At 72.7% G+C, this 20,722-nt stretch carries 19 protein-coding genes; 9 read left to right on the top strand and 10 right to left on the bottom strand.

Annotated features, from left to right (window positions below):
- Nucleotides 1–346: 346 nt before the first annotated feature.
- Genes ACWGKI_RS01270 through ACWGKI_RS01250 form a run of 5 tightly spaced genes read right to left on the bottom strand, consistent with a single transcriptional unit; the run spans nt 347 to nt 5,705 of the window.
- Entirely contained in the window at nt 347–1,318 is a 972-nt protein-coding gene (locus tag ACWGKI_RS01270) for a Gfo/Idh/MocA family protein (RefSeq protein WP_452184028.1), read from the bottom strand.
- Entirely contained in the window at nt 1,315–2,463 is a 1,149-nt protein-coding gene (locus tag ACWGKI_RS01265; RefSeq protein WP_380240199.1) for an ROK family transcriptional regulator, read from the bottom strand. Before ACWGKI_RS01265 ends, ACWGKI_RS01270 begins: the two co-directional genes overlap by 4 nt.
- A gap of 28 nt (nt 2,464–2,491) precedes the next feature.
- A complete protein-coding gene (locus ACWGKI_RS01260; RefSeq protein WP_452184026.1) occupies nt 2,492–3,358 on the bottom strand; it encodes a carbohydrate ABC transporter permease in 867 nt (288 codons plus the stop codon).
- Nucleotides 3,355–4,302 (bottom strand): carbohydrate ABC transporter permease, encoded by a 948-nt coding sequence (locus ACWGKI_RS01255; RefSeq protein ID WP_380240203.1) that lies wholly within the window; start codon nt 4,300–4,302, stop codon nt 3,355–3,357. The genes ACWGKI_RS01260 and ACWGKI_RS01255 overlap by 4 nt, the downstream gene beginning before the upstream one ends.
- Nucleotides 4,299–5,705, bottom strand: coding sequence for an ABC transporter substrate-binding protein (locus ACWGKI_RS01250; RefSeq protein WP_380240206.1), 1,407 nt, complete (start codon nt 5,703–5,705; stop codon nt 4,299–4,301). The genes ACWGKI_RS01255 and ACWGKI_RS01250 overlap by 4 nt, the downstream gene beginning before the upstream one ends.
- Before the next feature lie 135 nt (nt 5,706–5,840).
- Between ACWGKI_RS01250 and ACWGKI_RS01245 the strand changes: the two genes are divergently transcribed.
- Genes ACWGKI_RS01245 through ACWGKI_RS01230 form a run of 4 tightly spaced genes read left to right on the top strand, consistent with a single transcriptional unit; the run spans nt 5,841 to nt 10,973 of the window.
- Nucleotides 5,841–6,896 (top strand): zinc-dependent alcohol dehydrogenase, encoded by a 1,056-nt coding sequence (locus tag ACWGKI_RS01245; protein ID WP_380240208.1) that lies wholly within the window; start codon nt 5,841–5,843, stop codon nt 6,894–6,896.
- A 29-nt stretch (nt 6,897–6,925) separates the two neighbouring features.
- Complete coding sequence (locus ACWGKI_RS01240; RefSeq protein ID WP_380240210.1) at nt 6,926–7,729, top strand: sugar phosphate isomerase/epimerase family protein; 804 nt, start codon at nt 6,926–6,928, stop codon at nt 7,727–7,729.
- 20 nt (nt 7,730–7,749) lie between these two features.
- A complete protein-coding gene (locus ACWGKI_RS01235) occupies nt 7,750–9,099 on the top strand; it encodes an MGH1-like glycoside hydrolase domain-containing protein (RefSeq protein WP_452184022.1) in 1,350 nt (449 codons plus the stop codon).
- Nucleotides 9,096–10,973 (top strand): glycogen debranching N-terminal domain-containing protein, encoded by a 1,878-nt coding sequence (locus ACWGKI_RS01230; protein ID WP_452184020.1) that lies wholly within the window; start codon nt 9,096–9,098, stop codon nt 10,971–10,973. Before ACWGKI_RS01235 ends, ACWGKI_RS01230 begins: the two co-directional genes overlap by 4 nt.
- 40 nt (nt 10,974–11,013) lie before the next feature.
- Here the strand turns inward: ACWGKI_RS01230 and ACWGKI_RS01225 are convergent, their stop codons facing one another.
- The 3 genes from ACWGKI_RS01225 to ACWGKI_RS01215 all read right to left on the bottom strand — a co-directional run bounded on the left by ACWGKI_RS01225 (nt 11,014) and on the right by ACWGKI_RS01215 (nt 14,055).
- A complete protein-coding gene (locus tag ACWGKI_RS01225; RefSeq protein ID WP_380240367.1) occupies nt 11,014–11,766 on the bottom strand; it encodes a carbohydrate ABC transporter permease in 753 nt (250 codons plus the stop codon).
- 74 nt (nt 11,767–11,840) lie between these two features.
- Nucleotides 11,841–12,803 carry a carbohydrate ABC transporter permease gene (locus ACWGKI_RS01220; RefSeq protein ID WP_452184018.1) on the bottom strand — a complete coding sequence of 321 codons (963 nt, stop codon included), beginning with the start codon at nt 12,801–12,803 and terminating at the stop codon, nt 11,841–11,843.
- A 46-nt stretch (nt 12,804–12,849) separates the two neighbouring features.
- Nucleotides 12,850–14,055 (bottom strand): sugar ABC transporter substrate-binding protein, encoded by a 1,206-nt coding sequence (locus ACWGKI_RS01215; protein ID WP_452184016.1) that lies wholly within the window; start codon nt 14,053–14,055, stop codon nt 12,850–12,852.
- Between the two features lie 158 nt (nt 14,056–14,213).
- Between ACWGKI_RS01215 and ACWGKI_RS01210 the strand changes: the two genes are divergently transcribed.
- From ACWGKI_RS01210 to ACWGKI_RS01195, 4 genes are read left to right on the top strand one after another with little or no spacing between them, the layout of a single operon-like run.
- Nucleotides 14,214–15,218 carry a LacI family DNA-binding transcriptional regulator gene (locus tag ACWGKI_RS01210; RefSeq protein ID WP_452184084.1) on the top strand — a complete coding sequence of 335 codons (1,005 nt, stop codon included), beginning with the start codon at nt 14,214–14,216 and terminating at the stop codon, nt 15,216–15,218.
- 45 nt (nt 15,219–15,263) lie between these two features.
- On the top strand, nt 15,264–17,579 hold the full coding sequence (yicI, locus tag ACWGKI_RS01205; RefSeq protein WP_452184014.1) for an alpha-xylosidase: 2,316 nt from the start codon (nt 15,264–15,266) through the stop codon (nt 17,577–17,579).
- The gene (locus tag ACWGKI_RS01200; RefSeq protein WP_452184012.1) at nt 17,576–18,493 is read left to right on the top strand and encodes a D-isomer specific 2-hydroxyacid dehydrogenase family protein; all 918 of its coding nucleotides are present in this window, start codon (nt 17,576–17,578) and stop codon (nt 18,491–18,493) included. The genes yicI and ACWGKI_RS01200 overlap by 4 nt, the downstream gene beginning before the upstream one ends.
- Before the next feature lies 1 nt (nt 18,494).
- Complete coding sequence (locus tag ACWGKI_RS01195; protein WP_452184010.1) at nt 18,495–19,055, top strand: gluconokinase; 561 nt, start codon at nt 18,495–18,497, stop codon at nt 19,053–19,055.
- On the opposite strand, the gene ACWGKI_RS01190 is transcribed toward ACWGKI_RS01195, so the two are convergent.
- Nucleotides 19,033–19,650, bottom strand: a complete 618-nt coding sequence (locus ACWGKI_RS01190; protein WP_452184008.1) for a LysE family translocator — start codon at nt 19,648–19,650, stop codon at nt 19,033–19,035. The genes ACWGKI_RS01195 and ACWGKI_RS01190 overlap by 23 nt on opposite strands.
- Before the next feature lie 101 nt (nt 19,651–19,751).
- Between ACWGKI_RS01190 and ACWGKI_RS01185 the strand changes: the two genes are divergently transcribed.
- Nucleotides 19,752–20,207: an Lrp/AsnC family transcriptional regulator gene (locus ACWGKI_RS01185; RefSeq protein WP_452184006.1), complete on the top strand. Its 456-nt coding sequence runs from the start codon at nt 19,752–19,754 to the stop codon at nt 20,205–20,207.
- Here the strand turns inward: ACWGKI_RS01185 and ACWGKI_RS01180 are convergent.
- Nucleotides 20,164–20,595, bottom strand: coding sequence for a hypothetical protein (locus ACWGKI_RS01180; protein ID WP_452184004.1), 432 nt, complete (start codon nt 20,593–20,595; stop codon nt 20,164–20,166). The two genes, ACWGKI_RS01185 and ACWGKI_RS01180, sit on opposite strands and share 44 nt — an antisense overlap.
- Nucleotides 20,596–20,722: the final 127 nt, after the last annotated feature.

Below are 20,722 nucleotides of genomic sequence, written 5' to 3'. Positions count from 1 at the left end.
CGCCATTCCCAGCCAGCGGTGTTATGAGGTCTGGCGATTGCTGCGCGGTTCCGTTCCGGCAACTCACGTCCTGAGAGATCATGAATTCGACAACTTTCGTTCGGTCGTCCGGACACAAAGGGCCGGTAGGCATGCCCGCGAACTCGAACGAGATCTCCGAAGGTAGAACCGATCGGAGCATCGCGGGGATGACCTCACTCCACACCCGAACGGCGCGACGTGCAGCGCTCTTGCAGGATTCGCACGGACCTGGCCCCAGGCTCGGGGAACGACCTAGGATCCGCCGCGCACCTGTCCTCGGGAGCGACCTCTGCGCCGCCACGCAGACGCGGAGGTTCCGAGCCTGCTAGACCGACGGCCGGGGTCCCGCATCGTGCTGGTCGCGGTCGCCGTCGACGCGCACCGGAGCATCCGCCCGCAGCGACTGCTCGACCGCGTCGACCAGCACGGCGACGCGCACGGCCCGGTCGACGTCGACGGTGACCGGGCTGCCGTGGCGTACGGCGGCGGCCAGCTCGCGGCGGGCGGTGACCCAGCACTCGTCGTGATCCATGCCGCTGGTGGTGTAGCGCGCGACGCCGGCCGACGAGTACACGTCGACGTCGGTGAGCACGCCTTCCGCGGCCACGGCGCCGGACAGCACCACCTGGGCGACCGCGCCGTCGGCGTGCCAGGTGGTGACGGCGGTGAGCTGGTCACGCGCCTGCTCGGCACGGACGGCGACGACCGGCCCGACGGCGAGATCGACGAGGTCCAGCAGGTGCGGACCGAGGTCGCGGAGCGCACCCAGCGGCCCGGACCTCCAGGTGCCGTCGGCCTGCGCGAACGAACCCTGCAGGAAGCCCCCGTGCAGGTAGCGGGCGGAGGCCCCGAGGGCGGGGCCCTCGGCCCGCAGGGCCGCGGCCTGCGCGAGGAAGTGACGGGTCCGGGAGTGATAGCGCTTGGTCAGCACGACGAGGTGCGGCACGCCCGCGGTGCGCACGGCGTCGGCGACCTCCCGGGACTGCTCGAGGGTGACGCCGAGCGGCTTCTCCAGCATGAGCGCGCGGCCGCGCGCCGCGGCGCGGACCGCGAGCTCAGCCTGGACGTGCGGCGCGACGGCGAAGTCGACCGCCTCGCACTCGTCGACGAGCTCGTCGAAGCTGCGGAACGCCCGGACCCCGTGCTCGGCGGCGAGTGCCGCCGTCCGCTCGGGGTCACGACCCCAGACGCCGGCGAGCCGCGTCGGCCCGGCGGCCGAGTGCAGCGGGGCGTGCATGGTGCGCGCCCACCCACCGGTCCCGACCAGCCCGACGGCGACGGGCGCGTCGGCGGTCATGCGAGCCTCGCGTTCACGGCGTCGGCGGACAGCTCCTGCTGCACGACCTGCCCGGCCATGCCGACCAGGCTGGCGTCGTCGCCCAGCCGGGCCAGCCGGATCTCCAGGTTCCGGGTCGCGCGCGGGAGCACTGCCGGGTAGAGCGACTCGCGGACCCCGCTGAGGAGCGAGGCGGAGGCGAGGTCGCCGCCGAACACCAGGACGCCCGGGTTGACGAGCGTCACCGCAGTGGCCAGCACCCGCCCGATCGCCTGCCCCGCCTGCCGTGTGAGCTGGAGCGTGTCGGGGTCGCCCTCCGCCAGGAGGGCCTTCACGTCCCGTCCCGAGCGCGCGTCGCGGCCGAGCGCGCGCAGCTGGCCCGCCACGGCCCGCCCCGAGGCGATCGCCGCCAGGCACCCGGTCGCGCCGCACTGGCACCGGACGCCCTCGGCCTCGGGCACGCGGACGTGCCCGATGTCGCCGGCCGCGCCGTCGTTGCCCTGGTAGATGTGGCCGTCGATCACGATGCCCGAGCCGATGCCGGTCGACGCCTTCAGCAGGAACAACGACCGCGGGCGGTCCGGGACCTGGAGGTACTCGCCGTACCCCATGGCATCGGCGTCGTTGCGCACGACGACAGGCACGTCGATCCCGAACGGCTTCGCCACGTGCTCCCGGACGCCGAACCCGTCCCACCCGGGAAGGATCGGCGGCTCGGACGGCCTGCCCGTCGCGGGGTCGACCGGACCGGTGAGGCTCACGCCGACCCCGAGCAGCGGCCGGCTCGGGTCGGTGTCGACGAGGTCCGCCAGTGCGGCACCGACGAGGTCCAGCGTCGGGACGGGGCCGGCCGCCACGTCCACCTCGACGACCGCACGCCGACGGACGGCCCCGTCGAGGTCGGTCACGGCGATCTCGGCGTGCGAGGTCTCGATCGCGGCCACGGCGACCTGGGCCGCGTCGGCGTTGAACGCCAGCCGGGTGGCACGGCGCCCACCTGTCGCGTCCCCCGAGCCGGCACCCTCGACCAGGCCCGCGGCGAGCAACGCGTCGACGCGGTGGGCGACGGTGACGCGCGAGAGGCCGGTCGTCTCGGCGATCTCACCGCGCGTGCTCGCGCGGCCCTGCCGCACCAGGTCGAGGATGTCCCCGGGTCCGATACTCATGCTCTGTCCGATCCCCCGAACCCGACTCTCAGCCCTTGTCCGCGCCGGCCGTGAGCCCTTCGGTCAGGGCTCGTTCGGCGACACCATAGAGCAGCACCACCGGGATGGTGAGCAGCACCGACCCCGCCATGAGGACGGTCTTGGACACCTCGATGCCGTTGGAGAGCTGCGAGAGGCCGAGCGACACCGTCCACTTGTCCCGGTCGGTCACGAGGAACAGGAGCGCGAACAGGAGCTCGTTCCAGGCGATCATGAAGATGTAGAGCGCGGTCGACATGATCGTCGGCATGGACAGGGGCACGGTGATCCGGCGCAGGATCGTCCAGCGGCTCGCCCCGTCGAGCGTCGCGGCCTCGTCGATCGAGCCGGGGATGGTCTCGAAGTTGGACCGCAGCATGTGGATCGACGTCGGCACCGTGAGCGCGATGTACACGAGGACCAGGCCGACCAGCGACGTACCCAGCCCGGCGCGGGAGAAGCCCACGAACAGCGGGATCGCGATGACGATCGCCGGGAACAGGTACACGGCCAGGAACAGCGCCCCCATGCCGTCGCGGCCCTTGAACGTCAGTCGCGAGACGGCGTACGCGCCGGGGATGACGGCCAGCAGGGTCAGCAGGGTGCACGACAGCGACACGATCGCCGAGTTGCGCATGAAGAGCGCGAACCCCTGGCCGCCCTCGGCCTCGCTGCGCAGCACCTCGGTGTACGTGGCGGTGGTGAGGTTCTCGAGCGGCACCCACAGCCGTTCGGGATGCTGCAGCAGCTGCTCGATCGGCACGAAGCTGAGCAGCACCATGTAGTAGAAGGGGAAGACCGTCGCGACCACGAGGGCGACGATGAGGACCCAGCGCAGGATGGGCCACAGCTTGAGCTCGAAGGCGAGCCGGTTCATGCGTCCTGCTCCTTCCGGCCGAAGAACCGCATGTAGACGGTGAGGAAGAGGGCCAGCACGACGGCGAGGACCAGGGCGTTCGCCGCGGCGCCGCCGATGTCGAGGTTGCCGGTGAGCTGGTTGTAGACGCGCACGGGTGCGATCTCGGTCCCGGCGGTGCCGCCGGTCAGCAGGTACACGTCGTCGAACTTGTTGAACGTCATGATGAGCCGCAGCAGGCACAGCAGGGCGATCGTCGGCACCAGCTGCGGGAAGATCACGTGCCGGAAGGTCTGGGACGGCGTCGCGCCGTCCACGCGGGCAGCCTCCTCGATCTCCGCCGGCAGGGCGACCAGCCGTGCGGTGAGGAACATGAACGCGAACGGGAAGTACCGCCAGACCTCGAACAGGATGACCGTGATCAGCGCGAAGGGCTTCTGCCCGAGGAAGTCGATCGGCTCGTCCCAGCCGAGCAGCGACGTGCCCCAGGTGTTGATCAGCCCGTACTGCGGGTTGAGCAGGATCTCCCACACGAACGCGACGGCGACGACGGGCGCGACGTAGGGCAGCAGCATGAACGCCCGCAGCACGCCGCGGGAGCGGAAGGGGCGCCGGAACGCGAGCGCTGCCGCGAGCCCCACGGCCACCGAGCCGGCGGTGGCCGCCACCGAGTAGACGATCGTGGTCCACAGCGACGACCAGAAGCCGGGTGCGGTGAGCACCCCGACGACGTTGTCGAACGTGAACGAGCCGGTGATGCCCCGTTCGGCGATCGTCGCGAGCGACGTGTCCTGGAACGCCAGGACGACGTTCCAGACGATCGGCACCACGATCACGACCAGGATGATCAGCGCGGTCGGCGCGATCATCGTCAGGCCGTCGCGGTTCTCCACCCGCGCGGCCAAGGACGTCCGTCGTCGTGCCGTGGGTGCCGGCGCGGGCCGGGTCACGGTCGTTGCGGTCACTGGTCGACCTCCTCGTTGATGGCCTCGACGTCACGCTGCGCCTGGGCGGCGGCGTCCTCGGGCGAGAGCCCGCCCGCGAGCTCGCTGACCGTCTTCGACAGCGGGAGCTGCGTGCTGACCGGGCCGAGGAGGCCGCCCTGGCCCTCGGAGATGCCCCACCGGTCGATGTTCTTCGCCACCGAGCGCAACGCGTCCATGGTCTGCGCGTCGTACACGTCGGCGAGCGGCTTCTTGGTGTCCACCCCGGCCTCGAGGCCCTCCCACGCGTCGGTGAACCGTCGCGGGTCCTGGGCGTCGCCGGTGCGCACGGGGAACTTGCCCTCCGGCGCCATCCCCAACCAGTCGGTGTACCCGTCGGACATCATGTACTCGACGAGCTGCGAGGCCTTCTTCTGGGGTGCGCCGTTCAGGACCGTCCACGAGGTGATCTCGCCGTAGGTCGACCCCTGCGGGTTGTCGGGTCCGGAGATCGACGTGACGACGCCGCTGTTGCGGGCCAGCCACTCCGGGTCGTCCGCGCACTGGTCGCACACGGGCTTCGCGTCGTTCCGCAGGCCGGCGAGCTCGTCGAGGATGAAGGTGGACCACACCGTCATGGCCGCGGACCCGTTGAAGTACGTCGCACGGGTCGAGTCGACGGACTGCGTGCCGCGGGGAGAGTCCTCGGTCGCGAGCCGGCTGTAGAGGTCCCAGGTCTTCTGGCAGGCCGGCGACTCCAGGGTGACGTCGCCCGCGCCGTCCACGAGCTGGCAGTCGTTGCTGAGCGCCAGCGACTCGAAGGACTGCGTGGTGAACACGTCCGAGGGATCGGTGGCCAGCGTGATGCCGAACCGCCCGTCACCGGTCAGCGTGTCGGCGGCCTTGCGGATCGCGTCGTACGACGTCGGAGGCGCCAGGCCGGCCTGCTTGAACAGGTCCTTGCGGTACACGAGCACCTGGCTCCACGCGTCCGACGGGACCGACAGGTGGTCGTCGCCGTCGCTGGTGAGCTGGAGCGCGGAGTCCTCGAACGTGTCGGGGCCGAGGTCCGCCACGACCTGGTTCGTCGTGGCGGTGTCGACGAGGCCCAGGTCGGCGATCTGGCGGACGTAGGACAGCGACAGCGCCCCGATGACGTCCGGCATGTCCCCCGACAGCACCGCCGACTGGATGAGCTGCGGCACCTGCGCCTCGTCCACGGCGACGAGCTGCACGTCGACCCCGGTCTCCTCCGTGAAGCGGTCCATGATCGCGCGGGTCGCGGCGACCCGCTCCGGGAGGTTCTCCAGGGACCAGACCACGAGCGTGTCGTCGTCCGCACCGGACGACGACGGCGCGCACGCCGCCGTCCCGGCGACGACGGCCGTCACCACGGCTGCGCAGCCGACTCGCTTCCACTGCCGCGATCGCCACCGTGCGGTCATGTGGCACCTCCTCGTAGGGCTTCGGGCTCATCCGTGAGCACGAGTCCGTACGCTAGCACTTCTGTCAACACGGTATGCTGAAGTAGCAAGGATGCTTTCGAGATGTGGCCCACGGGCCAGGAACGGGACCGATTCGTGACACACGTCGTGCGATTCGCGGCACCTCGCCGCGTCGAGGTGATCGAGACCAGCCCGCAGCCGCTCTCCCCGGGGCAGGTGCGAGTCCGCACCATCGCCACGGGGATCTCGGCCGGTACCGAGCTGACCGCCTACCGGGGGACGAACCCGTACCTCACGTCCACGTGGGACCCCGGCTCCAAGGTCTTCCGTGACGCCGACCAGGTCGCCCCGCCCGGGTACCCGCTCGACGGCTGGGGCTACTCCGAGGTCGGCGAGGTCGTCGAGATCGCTCCCGACGCCGGCCGCCCGGCCGCCGACGACGACGTCGCCGTCGGTGACGTCGTCTGGGGCATCTGGGGACACCGCTCGGAGGGCGTCCTCACGCAGGACGCCCTGCGCGGCCACCAGCTCCCCGCCGGGCTCGACCCGGTCGCCGGCTGCTTCGTGCGCGTCGGCGCCATCGCCCTGAACGCCGTCCTGGCGGCCGACCTCAACCCCGGCAGCACCGTCGTCATCCTGGGCCAGGGCGTCATCGGCCTGCTCGCCACGCGGTTCGCCACCCTCGCCGGCGCCCGCGTGATCGCCGTCGACGGCATCGAGCCGCGGCGCGCGGTCGCGACGCGGCTCGGCGCGCACGACGTCCTGACCCCCGGCCCCGACCTGCCGTACCAGGTGCGCGAGCTCACCGGCAGCACGGGCGTCGACGTCGCCATCGAGCTGTCGGGCAACTACCACGCCCTGCAGTCCGCGACCCGCGTCGTCGGGCCCGACGGCACCGTCGTCGCCTCCGGCTTCTACCAGGGCGAGGCGCAGCCCCTGCGCCTGGGCGACGAGTTCCACCACAACCGCGTCCAGATCGTCGCCTCGCAGATCGGTGGCGTGCCGCAGCGACTCCGCGCCCGCTGGGACGTGCCGCGCCTGCAGCGCACCGTCGTCGACCTGCTCGCGCAGGGCACCCCCGACGTCCGCGAGCTCGTCACCCACCGCTACCCGATCGCCGACGCGGCTGCCGCGTACGAGCTGCTCGACACCGACGGCGCCGCCGCCCTCCAGGTGGTGCTGGACGCATGACCGCCGCTGCACAGACCCAGGAGCACTCCGTGACCCACCCCATCCTCGTCCAGGAGCAGCACGTCCCGGGGCGCGACGTCGAGGAGAAGTTCGAGGTCGCCCGCGCGTGGGGCTTCGACGGCCTCGAGCTGCGCGGGCAGGGCGACTACGCCCTGGAGGCGCGCCTGCCCGAGCTGCGTCGTGCCCACGCCAACGGCGTGGTCATGCCCACCGTGTGCGTGGAGATGTCGCACTTCGTGGGCGCGTTCGACAAGGACCTCGCCGAGGACGCCGTCCGCCAGATGACGTCCCAGCTGACCGTGATGGCCGAGATCGGCGGCGTCGGCGCGATGACGCCCGCCTCGTACGGGATGTTCTCCCGCCGGCTCCCCCCGTTCGAGCCGCCCCGCTCCCCCGAGGACGACCAGGCGCAGCTCGTGGACGCGTTCGGCCGCCTCGCCGAGCACGCCGCGACGGTGGGCACGCACATCCTCCTGGAGCCGCTGAACCGGTACGAGGACCACATGGTCAACTCGATCGCGCAGGGCGTCGCGCTGTGCCGGGAGGTGGACGACCCGGCGTTCCGCCTGGCCCCGGACACGTACCACATGAACATCGAGGAGGCGGACCCGGCCCGGTCGCTCGCCGACGCGATCGAGTTCATCGTGCACGTGCAGGCCTCCGACTCCAACCGGCTCGAGCCGGGCGCCGGGCACGTCGACTGGGCCCTGGAGATGTCGACGCTGCGCGCCGCCGGGTACGTCGGACCGGTCGCCGTCGAGTCGCGCCTGTCCGGGCCTGCCGACGTCGTCCTGCCCACCGTCCCGCCGCTGCTGCGCCGGCACCTGGCATGACGTCGGGCATGACGACGGGCATGACGACGACCCTCCCCGACGCACCCCGCGCCAGGACGGCGCTCGCCGCGGCGAGCGCCGTCCTGCGCCGCAACTGGGGTGGCGCGTACACGGTGCCCGCCACCGGGCTGTACCCGCACCAGTGGAGCTGGGACTCGGCGTTCATCGCGATCGGGCTGCGGCACCTGTCCGCGCGTCGCGCACAGGTCGAGCTCGACAGCCTGCTGTCCAGCCAGTGGGCCGACGGCCGGCTGCCGCAGATCGTGTACGACACCCGCCGCGACGACGACTACGCGCCCAGCGCGGCCTTCTGGGGCTCCGCCGACCTTCCGGGCAGCCCTGCTGTGCCCACGACAGGCCTCGTGCAGCCGCCCGTGCACGCGTGGGCGGTCTGGCTCGTGCACGTCCAGGACCTGCGCGAGTCCGGGCGGCGACGGTTCCTCGAGCGCGCCTACCCCCGGCTGCTCGCGTGGCACCGGTACCTGCGCGACCGGCGTGCCGCGGCCGACGGGCTCGCCGCCGTCGTGCACCCGTGGGAGTCGGGCACGGACAACTCGCCCCTGTGGGACGACGCTCTCGCCCGTGTGCCCGGCGTGCCCCGGGCCGCCATCGAGCGCCCCGACCTCAAGCACGCGTCCGCGGGCGAGCGGCCGAGCGGCAAGGAGTACGGCAAGTACTTCTGGCTGGCCGAGCGGTACCGCGACCACGGCTGCGCCGACATCGACCCGGAGCACCCGTTCCTCCTCGACGACCCGACGACGAACGCCCTGTGGGCGCGCTCCGAGCTCGCGATGGCCGACATCGCCGACGCGCTCGGCCAGGACGGTGCGCCCCATCGCGCCGAGGCCGCGCGCATCGTCGCGGCCATGGAGATGCTGTGGGACGACGGTCTCGGGACCTACGTCGCCCGCGACCGCGCCACGGGCGCTCTGGTCCGCAAGGCCACGGTGGGCGGCCTGCTCGCCCTCCTGCTGCCTGACGACGTGCTGCCCGCCGGCCGCGGGGACGCCCTCGTGCGCACGGTGCTGGGGCGCCGGTTCCTCGACGTCGACGGTGCGACGCCGCCGATCATGGCGCCCAGCTACGACGCGTGCGCGCCGGACCTCGACCCGGCCCTCTACTGGCGTGGGCCCGCCTGGTTCAACATGATGTGGCTGCTGCTCGAAGGGCTGCGCGCCCACGGCCGGACCGACGTCTCGGACCGGTACGTCGGGCCCATGACGGACGCCGCGGTGCGCGAGGACTTCCCCGAGTACGTCAACCCGTGGACGGGTGCCGGGCACGGCACCCGCAACTTCAGCTGGACGGCGGCCCTCACCGTCGACCTGCTGTCCCGCCACACCCACCCCGAGGGAGCCGACACGCCATGAGCGCCGACACCACTCTCGTCCGGGCCGGCACGATGCTGCTCGCCGACGAGGCCGGCGACGTCCTCGCTGCCACCGGCTCCGCGCAGGGCCTCTACCTGGACGACGTGCGGCACCTGAGCACCTGGCGCGTCGAGCTGAGCACGCCCGACGGGCCGGTGCCGTTCCGCGTCGCCGGCACGGACGTCGGCGCCTCCCGGCGCGGGACCGCGCTGGTGCCGCCCACCGCCCGGAACGAGCCGACCGGCCTCCTGCTCGTCCGCGAGCAGGAGGTGCGGCGCGACGGCCTGCACGAGCGGTGGCGGGTGACGCGGACCGCTCCGGGCGCGAGCACCCTCCGGCTGCGGCTCACGGCCGGCGCCGACTTCGCGGACCAGTTCGCCGTGCGCTCGGACGGGCGGACGTTCCCCGTCAGGAGCACGTCCTCGGTCCGTCGTCGGCCCGACGGCGCCGACCTGGACGGGACCGCGACCGCCGGCGACACCACGCTCACCCACACGACCCGCATCACTGCGGCCCCCGCCCCGGACCAGGTGCGGGCCGGTGACCACGTGACCCTCGAGTGGGACCTGCGGCTCGCCGCCGGTGACACCGCCACCGTCGAGATCCTGGCGTCGTCGGCAGCGCGTGCGGCCGAGACACTCGCCGTGGGGAGCATGACGACGGACCCGCTGCCGGCCGCGCGGCGCGGCCAGGACGCGGCGGCCCGCGCGCTCGACGACCTCGACGCGCTCGTCATGCCCTGCCCGGGCGCGGCAGACCTCGCGATCCCCGCGGCCGGCGCGCCCTGGTTCCTCACGCTGTTCGGCCGCGACTCCGTCCTCTCCTCGCTGCTGGCGCGCGAGGAACGCCCCGGACTGCTGCCCGACGTCGCGCACGCCCTCGCCCGCACGCAGGCGACGACGGACGACCCCGTGCGTCTCGCCCAGCCCGGCAAGATCGTCCACGAGATCCGCGTGGGCGACCTGGCACGGCTCGACCTGGTGCCGTACTCGCGGTACTACGGGACGGTCGACGCCACCGCGCTGTTCCTCGTCGTGCTCGGCGCCCTCGACCCCGAGGACGCGCGCGCCGACGAGCTGCAGGTCGCGGCGCGCGCCGCGGTCGGCTGGCTCAGGGGCCCCGGCGGGCTCGACGCGGGCGGGTTCGTCACCTACGTACCCGACCCGAAGGGCCTGATCAACCAGGGGTGGAAGGACTCGCACGACGCCGTGGCCTTCCGCGACGGGACGCTCGCCACGGGGCCGATCGCCCTGTGCGAGGTCCAGGGGTATGCCTGGCGAGGCCTGGTGGACACCGCCCGCCTCGCCCGCACCGTCTGGCACGACGACCGGTGGGCGGACGAGCTCGACGACCTGGCCGCCGCGCTCCGCTCGCGGTTCCTCCAACACTTCTGGATGGACGCCGACGCGTTCCCCGCGCTCGCGCTCGACGGCGAAGGCCGACAGGTGGACGCCCTCGCCTCCAACGCCGGGCACCTGCTGTGGTGCGGCATCCTCGACGCCGACCACGCCGCGGCCGTGGCAGACCGGCTGCTGTCCCCCGAGTTCTTCACCGGGTTCGGCATCCGCACCCTCGCCGCCGGGCAGGCGCTGTACGCGCCCACCTCGTACCACAACGGGTCCGTCTGGCCCCACGACACCGTCCTCGCCGCCGTCGGGATGGACCGCTGCGGCCTCACCGAGCACGCACGCACCGTGGCGGCCGGTGTCCTCGACGCCGCCGCCGCGTTCGACGGGCGGCTGCCGGAGCTGTTCGGCGGGTTCTCCACCGGCGAGTTCCCCGCGCCCGTGCGGTACGCGCACGCCGGCGTGCCGCAGGCATGGGCCGCCGCGGCGACGGTCGCCGCGGCCCGGCTGGCGGGTGGCCCGCGCTAGACCCGGACCGCCGCGGTCCCGCGCTGCAGGCGGGGCGTTGCTACTTCACCGCCCCGCCGAGCGCACCGGCGGCGATGTACCGCTGCGCCAGCACGAGGAGCACGACCGCCGGCACGGACGAGATCACGGCGCTCGCCATCACCGGGCTCCAGCTCTGCACGTTGCCCTGCAGATAGTCGTAGATGCCGAGCGTGATCGGCTTGATGTCGGCGCCCGTGGTGAGCGTGAGCCCGAACATGAAGTCGCTCCACGCGAACAGGAAGCTGAACAGGCCCGCCGTGATGAGCGAGTTGCGGCTCACCGGCACGATGATCGACCAGAACGCCCGGAAGTGCCCCGCGCCGTCCACCCGTGCGGCCTCGGTGAGCGCCGGCGGGATCGACCGCATGAACGCGCTCATGATGAGGATGGCGAACGGGATGCCGTGCGTGGCGTTCGCGAGAATCAGCCCGCCGTAGGTGTTGAGCAGCCCGAGGTCGTTGAACAGCGTGTACAGCGAGTTCGCGATGACGATGCCCGGGATCATCTGCGCCAGGAGCAGCACGAACAGGAAGACGCCCATCCCCCGCAGCCGGAACCGGGACAGCGCGTACGCGGCGGGCGTGGCGATCACCAACGACACCGCGACGGCACCCAGGGCGACGATCATGCTGGTGACGAGGTTGCCGGTCTGGTCCTCCCACGCCCGCTGGTAGCCCTCGAACGTGATGTCCGTCGGGAAGAACGAGCTGTTCGCGGCGGTGCCGCCGCCCTGGAGGGACACGTTCACCATCCAGTAGACGGGGAACAGCATGAGCGCGAGGAGCACGATCCCGAGGATCGTGGACCGCAGCTGTCGCGACGTGGTCGTCTGCTTCACGATGAACCTCACTCATCCACGGCGCGCCGGTTGGCGCGCAGGTACACGACGGCGAACAGCAGCGACACCACGATGAGGATGTTGCTGACGGCAGCCCCGGTGCCGAAGGAGAACTCCTGGAACGAGCGCCGGTAGGAGTCGGTGGCCAGCGTCTCGGTGGCGCCGGCGGGTCCCCCGCCGGTCAGGCCCAGGATGATGTCGAGCACCTTGAGCGTGTAGATCACGCCGAGCACGAGGACCACGCTGACGACGGGGCGCAGGTTGGGCCAGGTGATGTGCCAGAACGCCTTGACGCCGGTGGCGCCGTCGAGCGCGCCGGCCTCGTAGAGCTCCTCGGGGATGTTCTGCAGCCCCGAGTACAGCAGCGTCATGTTGAACGGGATGCCCACCCAGACGTTCACGATGACGACGGCGACGAGCGCGACGTCCGGGCTGGTGAGCCAGTGCACGGGAGCGTCGACCAGGCCGACGGCGCGCAGGGCCTCGTTGAGGACGCCGCCGTCCTGGTCGAGGATCCACTTCCACACCGCGGTGCCCGCGATCATCGGCAGCAGCCAGGGCAGCAGGAGCAGGGAGCGCAGCACGTTGCCGAGGGGGAACCGGCGCTTGAAGAACAGGGCGAACAGCAGGCCGATGACGAACTGACCGACGATGGAGCCCACGGTGAACAGCGCCGTGTTGACCACGGAGGTCCGGAAGATGCTGCTCGTGACGACCTCGACGTAGTTGTCGAGCCCGACCCACGGCGCCTCCCCCGAGACGAAGGTGCGGACCGTGTAGTCCTGCGACCCCATGACGAAGTTCTTCACGATCGGGTACCCGAAGAACACGAGCACGTAGGCGATCGCCGGGACCAGGAACAGCCACTGGGCGGTCCGCTCCCGTGTCCGGGCGCGGCGGCGCCGGGACGCGAGGTCGGGGCCGGGCGGTGCCACGACGGGCGCCGGACCGGCGGCGAGGGTGGTGGTCATCGTCCGTCCTTCCTCGGTGACGACGTGCGCGACGTCGGTGTGCGCATCAGTTCTCCGCCGCCCGCTCAAGGGCGGCCGCGGGAGACTCGCTGCCCGTGAGCGCGAGCTGCTGGGCTGTGTAGATCTGGGTGGCGGCGTGCGGCCAGTCCGGACCGAGCAGGGCGGTCCGCGACCGTGCGGTGCGCACGGTGTCGACGAACGTGGCGATCACCGGGTTGTCGGCGGCCGCCTTCGCGGCGACCTGGGGGTCGGACGGCACGGCGCCGCGGCCGGTGGCCATCGTGAGCTGGTGCTCGCCGCGGGTCACGCACGCCACGAACTTCCCGGCCTTCGCCATCTTCGCCGTGTTGCCCGTGCGTGGGACGGTGAACGCCTCGCCGCCGAGCGGCGCCTGCAGGGTGTCCCCGGCGTGCGGCACGGGAAGCGGGACGGCCGCGTAGTGCAGCCCCGACGCGGCCTCGAGCGCTGGCTGGTTCCACGGCCCGTTGATCATCATCGCGGCCTTGCCCGCGATGAACTGGTCGTTGACGTCGTTCTGCGACCAGTTGACGACGCTGGAGGACGCGGAGCCGTCCTGCACGAGACCGTCGACGAACGAGAGCGCCCCGACGGCCTCGGGCGAGGTGAGGTCGTCCTCGTCCGCCCCGTTGCTCCACAGGTAGGGCAGGAACTGCCAGGTGCCCTCGAACGTGTTCGCGGCGCTGAACGCGAGGCCGTAGCGGTCGTCGGTGGTGAGCTTCTGCGCGGCCGCCCGCAGCTCGTCCCACGTGGTGGGCGGCTCGATCCCGGCGTCGGCGAGGGCGTCGACGTCGTAGAAGAGGCCGATCGTGTTGACCACGGGAGCGATGCCGTACAGGTCGCCGTCGTAGGTCCCGGCGTCGACGACGCCCTGCGGGTACCCCTTGCCGGTGATGCCGTAGTCGGTGAGCGGGCTCAGCGCCCCGGAGGACGCGATCTGCTGGACGTCGGGGTTGTCGAGCATGAGCACGTCGGGCAGCGTGTCCGACGACGCCTGCTGCAGGACCGTCGCGATGAGGCCGGAGCCCGCCACGTGGTTCGCCTGCACCCGCACGCCCACCTCGGCGGCGCAGGCGTCGTAGACCTCCTGGTAGACGGGCGCGCTGGTGTCCGACAACGTGTCGGTCACGACCAGCGTGCCCTCGTCCGCACGGGCCCCGCCGCTGCAGGCGGACAGGCCCAGGACGACGGCGGCGGCCGACGCCGCACCGATGACGGCGGGGGTTCGTCGCACAGTCGTAGCTCCTTCGCTCGGTTCACGTGACGGCGAGGTTAGGCACCCCCGGCGAAGGTTGTCAAAGCGCTTTACCGCAGACGCGGGAGTGTGTGATCATCGATCCGCAGCACCGTTCCCGACGTTCCCGACCGCCCGAGGAGAGCCTCTTGGTGACCATGCAGGACGTGGCCGACCGCGCCGGCGTCTCCCTGACGACCGTGTCGTTCGTGGTCAACGGGACCAAGCGCGTGGCGCCGGCCACCCGCACCCGCGTCGAGGAGGCGATGGCCGACCTCGGCTACCGCCGGAACGTGCTCGCCCGGGCGCTCGCCAGCCGGCGCAGCCAGATCGTCGCCCTCGTCTTCCCGGCCCTGCGCCACCGTCTGGGCAGCACGGCGCTGAGCATCGTGACCGCCGCCGCGAGCGCCGCCACCGAGCGCGGGTTCAACGTCGTGCTGTGGCCGGTCGACGACGTCGCCCAGCTCGACGACTACCTCTCCGGGGGCCTCGTGGACGGCGTCCTGCTCATGGAGGTCACCGCCGAGGACCCGCGCGTCGCGCTGCTCACCGCACGCGACGTGCCGTTCGGGCTCGTGGGACGCACCGAGGACACGACGGGGCTCTCGTTCGTCGACATGGACTTCGCCGACATGGTCGGCACAGGGCTGGACCACCTCACCGGTCTCGGGCACCGGCACGTCGCCCTCTTCCTGGGACAGCCGTCGGGCGACCCGGCCGCGTCGGGCTACGGCCCTGTCGTCCGCACCGAGCAGGCCTACCTCGCGCAGGCGGCACGGCGTGGCCTCGACCCACTCGTCGTGCGCGGCGGGCAGGACCCGCGGGCCGGGCGCGAGGCGGCGATGGCGCTGGCCGCCGACCACCCGGAGGTCACGGCCGTCCTCGTCCTCAACGAGGGCGCGCTGTCCGGGTTCGTCAACGGGCTCATCGCCGCGGGGCGCGCCGTCCCCGACGCCGTCTCGGTCCTCGCGCTCGCGACGTCCGCGGCCGATGTCGCCACGGCGGACCCGCCGGTCAGCGCCGTGGTCGCGCCGGGCACCGAGCTCGGTGCGCGCAGCGTGCAGGGGCTCCTGGACCGGCTCGCCGACCCTGCCGCCCCGCCCTCGCACGACCTCCTGCCCGGCACCCTCGAGCTCGTCGGCTCGACCGCCGCCGCTCGCTGACGCAGCACCGCACCACCCGCAGCACGACCACCGGAAGGCTCCCCCATGAAGTTCACCGACGGTTTCTGGCACGCCCGCCCGGGCGTCGCGATCCACTACGCCCGCGAGGTGGACCGTGTCACCACGGACGGCACGAGCCTGCGCTCGGTGGCGCCGACGAAGGTGGTGCGGCAGCGCGGCGACACCCTCAACAACCCCGTGATCACCACGACGGTGTCGTCACCCGCGGACAACGTGGTGCGGGTGCAGCACGTGCATCACCGGGGCCGCCCGGAGCCGCGCCGCTTCGAGCTGGAGCTGGCCGACGGGACCGGCGAGGCGAAGGTGGTCGACGGCGAGGGCACCCTCACGACCGGTGACCTGTCGGTCCGGCTGTCGGTGGGCGCGTCCTGGGAGCTGTCGTTCCACGCCGGGGGCCGCCGCCTCACGGGGTCGAGCGGCAAGTCGGCCGCGTGGGCCGACGTCTCCCCCGACGCGGCCGTCGACCACGGCCCGATCGAGCTGCGGCGCGAGGGGCGCACCAGCTACGTGTTCGACCAGCTCGACCTCGGCGTGGGCGAGCTGGTCTACGGCCTGGGCGAGCGCTTCGGCCCCGTGGTCAAGAACGGCCAGACCGTCGATATCTGGAACTACGACGGCGGCACGTCCAGCGAGCAGGCCTACAAGAACGTGCCGTTCTACCTGACGAACGGCGGCTACGGCGTGTTCGTCAACGATCCCGGCCACGTCTCGTTCGAGGTGGGCTCCGAGGCTGTGGAGCGGGTGCAGTTCTCCGTGCCGGGCGAGGCGCTGGACTACTTCGTCGTGTACGGGCCTGACCCCAAGACGATCCTGGAGCGGTACACGGCGCTGACCGGCCGGCCGGCCGAGGTCCCGGCCTGGACGTACGGCCTGTGGCTGTCGACGAGCTTCACGACGGACTACGACGAGGCCACGGTGACCTCGTTCATCGACGGCATGGCGGAGCGCGACATCCCGCTGAGCCTGTTCCACTTCGACTGCTTCTGGATGCGCGAGTTCAACTGGTGCGACTTCGAGTGGGACGCGCGCACCTTCCCCGACCCGGAGGGCATGCTCGCGCGGCTCCACGACCGCGACCTGCGGGTGTGCGTGTGGATCAACCCGTACATCGCCCAGCAGTCGCCGTTGTTCGACGAGGGTATGGCGGCCGGCTACCTGGTCAAGCGCCGGGACGGGTCGGTCTGGCAGTGGGACCGCTGGCAGGGCGGGATGGCCCTGGTGGACTTCACCAACCCGGCCGCGACCGCCTGGTACAAGGACAAGCTGCGCGTGCTGGTGCGCCAGGGCGTGGACGCGTTCAAGACGGACTTCGGCGAGCGCATCCCTGTCGACGTCGCGTACTTCGACGGCTCCGACCCGGAGCGGATGCACAACTACTACACGCACCTGTACAACGAGGCCGTGCACGAGGTGCTGGCCGAGGAGCGCGGGGTGGGCGAGGCAGTCCTGTTCGCACGGTCCGCGACCGCCGGCGGCCAGCAGTTCCCCGTCCACTGGGGCGGCGACTCGACGGCGTCCTACGTGTCGATGGCCGAGTCCCTGCGCGGCGGCCTGTCGCTCGCCTACAGCGGCTTCGGCTACTGGAGCCACGACATCGGCGGCTTCGAGATGACGCCCGACGCCGGGGTGTTCAAGCGCTGGACGGCCTTCGGCCTGTTCTCCAGCCACAGCCGCATGCACGGCAGCGGGTCGTACCGGGTGCCGTGGATGTTCGGCGAGGACGAGTCGGACCCGACCAGCGCCGTGGCCGTGACCCGCACGTTCGCCAGGTTCAAGAACCGGCTCGCGCCGTACCTGGTGGCGACGGGGCACGAGGCGCACCGGTCGGGGACGCCGATGATGCGGCCGATGCTGCTGGAGTTCCCCCACGACCGGGCCGTGCCGCACCTGGACCGTCAGTACATGCTCGGTCCCGACCTGCTCGTGGCACCCGTGTTCAACGCGGAGGGCGACGTCGACCTGTACCTGCCCGAGGGCGAGTGGGCCGGTCTGCTCACCGGCACCCGCGTGACCGGGGGGCGCTGGCTGAGGGAGAACCACGACTTCGACTCCCTGCCCGTGTACGTGCGCCCCGGGGGCGTCATCCCGCTCAGCGCGCACGAGGAGCGCCCCGACGCCGACCACCTGGACGGCCTCACGCTCCTGGTGAACCCCGCGGGCGAGGGCTGGACGCGGACCGTCGAGGTGGACGGCGTCGACGGCGCACCGGTGACGTTCACGCTCCGGCGCGACGGCGGCGACGTCGTCGTCACCTCGCGGCTCGACGAGGGCTGGTCGGTGCAGGTCCTGGGCGGCGCGCACGTCGCGGCCGCCGGTGGCACCGCGCGGGTGACGGCATGAGCGCCGCGGTCAGCGTCGCGCGGCCGGGCCCTGCGTGGCTGCCGGAGGTCGCGGAGGCGGCCGGCGCGCGCCTCGTGCCGGCCGGCGCCGAGACCGACGCGCTCCTGTGGTTCGGCGGCGACCTGGACGAGCTGCGCACGGCGCTCGCCGCCGCGCCCGGCACGCGCTGGGTGCAGCTCCCTTCGGCCGGCGTCGACTCGTACGCCGACGACGGCCTGCTCGCCTCCCCCGGCATCACCTGGACGTCCGCGAAGGGCGCGTTCGCGCGCCCCGTCGCCGAGCACGCGCTCGCCCTGACCCTGGCGACGCTGCGCCGCCTGCCGCAGCGCGCCCGGGCGCGGTCGTGGGGCAGCCAGGCGGGGACGTCCCTGTTCGGCGCGGACGTGCTCGTCCTCGGCGCCGGGGGCATCGCCCGCACGTACCTCGACCTGCTCGTCCCGTTCGGCACCCGCAACGTCGTGGTCCGGCGCCGGGCGGAGCCCGTCCCCGGGGCCGAGCGGACCGTCACCGCGGACCACCTGCACGCCGAGCTCGCCCGGGCCGACGTCGTCGTGGTCGCCGCCGCGCTGACCACGCAGACCCGCGCCCTGATCGGTGCGGCCGAGCTGGCCGCCATGAAGCCGGGGGCGGTGCTCGTCAACATCGCCCGCGGCGGGCTCGTCGACACCGGCGCGCTGGTCGCTGCGCTCGCGTCGGGCCACCTGGGCGGCGCGGCCCTCGACGTCACCGACCCGGAGCCGCTCCCCGACGGGCATCCCCTGTGGGACCTCCCGACGGCGCTGGTGACCCCGCACACCGCGGACACGCAGGAGATGGTCGAGCCGCTGCTGCGTGCCCGCGTCGAGGAGAACCTCCGCCGCTTCGTCGCGGGCGAGGACCTGGACGGCGTCGTCGACCCGGTCGCCGGGTACTGACGTGCCGGGTCGGAGCGGCGCCGCCACGCGGGGCGTGGTCGTCATGGGCGTCGCGGGGTGCGGCAAGTCCACCGTCGGGACCCTGCTCGCCGCCCGCCTGGGCGGCACGTTCGTGGACGCGGACGACCTCCACCCGCCGGCGAACGTCGCGAAGATGACGGCGGGGAGGCCCCTGACGGACGACGACCGCGCCCCCTGGCTCGCCCGCGTCGCGGACGTCCTGCGCGCGGGAGCCGACGCGGGCACGCGCACGGTGGTCGCGTGCTCGGCCCTGCGGCGCCCGTACCGGGACGCGCTGCGGCACGGTGCGGGCGGGGACCTCGCGTTCGCCCACCTCCACGGCGACCGCGACCTGCTCGCGGGGCGGATCGCCGCGCGTGCCGACCACTTCATGCCGCCGGAGCTGCTCGGCTCCCAGCTCGCCACGCTCGAGCCGCTGGGGGCGGACGAGACCGGTCTCGTGCTCGACGTCGCCCGGCGGCCTGCTCACCTCGTCGGCGTCGTCGCGGAGTGGGTAGGCGCGGAGGGACCGCCGACCGTCAGGCCCACACCTTCTCGATGAGGAGGGCGAGGCCCAGGACGACCATCACCACCCCCGCGACCTTGGTGACGACAGCGCCCGCGCGCGGACGTGCGCTCAGGACGCGGCGCGCCAGCACGGCGACGACGGAGTAGACGACGGCGACGTTGAGCACGTGCAGCCCGCCCAGCACGAGCAGCTGCACCGACGAGGGCCAGCCGGTGGCCGAGGTGAACTGCGGCAGCAGCGCGAGGAGCAGGAGCAGGCCCTTCGGGTTGATGGCGCTCACGCCGGCCCCGCGCAGGAACTGCGCCAGCGGGCGGTCGCCGAGGGGACGTCCGCTCGCCGCCACCCGCCCCACGGCGCTGCGCAGCGTGCGCGCGCCGAGGTAGACCAGGTAGGCCGCGCCCGTGACGGTGAGCACGGTCAGCACCGTGGGGTACCGCGTCACCACCGCCCCGACGCCGAGGGCGACGACGCCGACGACCAAGACGTAGCCGCAGACCATCCCCAGCACGGACGGCACCACCGACCGCGCGCGCAGCCCCGCCGCGATCGCGTACGCCCAGTCCGCGCCGGGCGTGAGCGCGAGCAGCACCGCCACCACCCAGAACTGCACCACCGCCGACAGGTCCATCTGCCACCCCCCTCCGTCTGTCGGAGAGGCTAGGCAGCGCAGCGCGAAATGTGCTTCGAACTTTCGCCGCAATCGCGGGCCGTCGTGGAAGACTTTCCGGCATGGACGAGATCGACCGGGAGATCCTTTCACTGCTGCAGGACGACGGGCGCATGAGCACCACCGACCTCGCCGGCCGGGTCGGGCTGAGCCTGTCGACGTGCCACCGCCGCCTGCGAGCCCTCGAGAGCTCCGGGGCGATCGCGCACTATCGCGCCGTGGTCGCGCCGGACGCGGTCGGGCTCACGTTCGAGGCGCTCGTGTTCGTCACCATGCGGCGCACCGACGTCGAGGCTGTCGCCGGGTTCGAGGCGGCCGTCGCCGCCGTGCCGAACATCGTCGACGCGCAGCGCCTGTTCGGCGAGCCCGACTACCTGCTGCGCGTGCTCACCCGCGACCTCGCGGCCTACCAGGAGCTCTTCGACACCGCGCTCGGGTCGCTGCCCGGCGTACAGCGCCTGACGTCGACCCTGGTCATGAAGCGCCTGGGCCCGGACCGGGCCGTGCCCATCCCCTGACGCCTCCGGTCAGCACCACCGACGCCGTCGGCCGCGTGCCGACCGTCGCGAGCTGGACGAGCCAGGCCGCGCCCAGCAGGATCAGGGCGGACTCGACTCCTGACCGGCCGACACCGGACCCGAGGCCGATCGCCACGACCAGCACGGACGCCCACACGATCACGGTGGCGCAGGCGAACGGGCGCGGCATCGCACGCTCCCCCCGGCGGAGCGCCAGCAGCTCGCGCAGCAGCAGCGGGATGGCGAGCACGGCCGTGAGCGGGAGCGCGAGCACGAAGATGCCGGTGACCAGCCACGGGCTCTCGCCGATGCCCAGCACGATCGCGACCGGCGTGGCGGCCAGCGCCCACCACTGCCCTTCCTGGGCGATCTTCTCGATCCTCATCACGGCTCGCTTCCTCGCGACGGCGCTGTGACCTGGCGCTCACGATAGCGGCCGTCCACCCCGACGGGCAGGTGCGGACGACGCGACACGCGGGCTCCGGGGGGCGACGCGACGGCACTCCGGTCGTGTT

The sequence above is a fragment of the Isoptericola sp. NPDC055881 genome, assembly GCF_053615895.1.
Note: the sequence above shows the minus strand (reverse complement) of the source record. Positions and strands in the feature narration are given on the sequence as shown.

Bases quoted from the DNA above. Each gene is read 5' to 3' on its own strand.
- ACWGKI_RS01190 (WP_452184008.1), bottom strand. From the start codon at position 19,650: ATGGACCTGTCGGCGGTGGTGCAGTTCTGGGTGGTGGCGGTGCTGCTC.
- ACWGKI_RS01270 (WP_452184028.1), bottom strand. From the start codon at position 1,318: ATGACCGCCGACGCGCCCGTCGCCGTCGGGCTGGTCGGGACCGGTGGG.
- ACWGKI_RS01185 (WP_452184006.1), top strand. From the start codon at position 19,752: ATGGACGAGATCGACCGGGAGATCCTTTCACTGCTGCAGGACGACGGG.
- ACWGKI_RS01210 (WP_452184084.1), top strand. From the start codon at position 14,214: ATGCAGGACGTGGCCGACCGCGCCGGCGTCTCCCTGACGACCGTGTCG.
- ACWGKI_RS01225 (WP_380240367.1), bottom strand. From the start codon at position 11,766: ATGCTGTTCCCCGTCTACTGGATGGTGAACGTGTCCCTCCAGGGCGGC.
- ACWGKI_RS01230 (WP_452184020.1), top strand. From the start codon at position 9,096: ATGAGCGCCGACACCACTCTCGTCCGGGCCGGCACGATGCTGCTCGCC.
- ACWGKI_RS01250 (WP_380240206.1), bottom strand. From the start codon at position 5,705: ATGACCGCACGGTGGCGATCGCGGCAGTGGAAGCGAGTCGGCTGCGCA.
- ACWGKI_RS01220 (WP_452184018.1), bottom strand. From the start codon at position 12,803: ATGACCACCACCCTCGCCGCCGGTCCGGCGCCCGTCGTGGCACCGCCC.
- ACWGKI_RS01235 (WP_452184022.1), top strand. From the start codon at position 7,750: ATGACGACGACCCTCCCCGACGCACCCCGCGCCAGGACGGCGCTCGCC.
- ACWGKI_RS01260 (WP_452184026.1), bottom strand. From the start codon at position 3,358: ATGAACCGGCTCGCCTTCGAGCTCAAGCTGTGGCCCATCCTGCGCTGG.
- ACWGKI_RS01265 (WP_380240199.1), bottom strand. From the start codon at position 2,463: ATGAGTATCGGACCCGGGGACATCCTCGACCTGGTGCGGCAGGGCCGC.
- ACWGKI_RS01200 (WP_452184012.1), top strand. From the start codon at position 17,576: ATGAGCGCCGCGGTCAGCGTCGCGCGGCCGGGCCCTGCGTGGCTGCCG.
- yicI (WP_452184014.1), top strand. From the start codon at position 15,264: ATGAAGTTCACCGACGGTTTCTGGCACGCCCGCCCGGGCGTCGCGATC.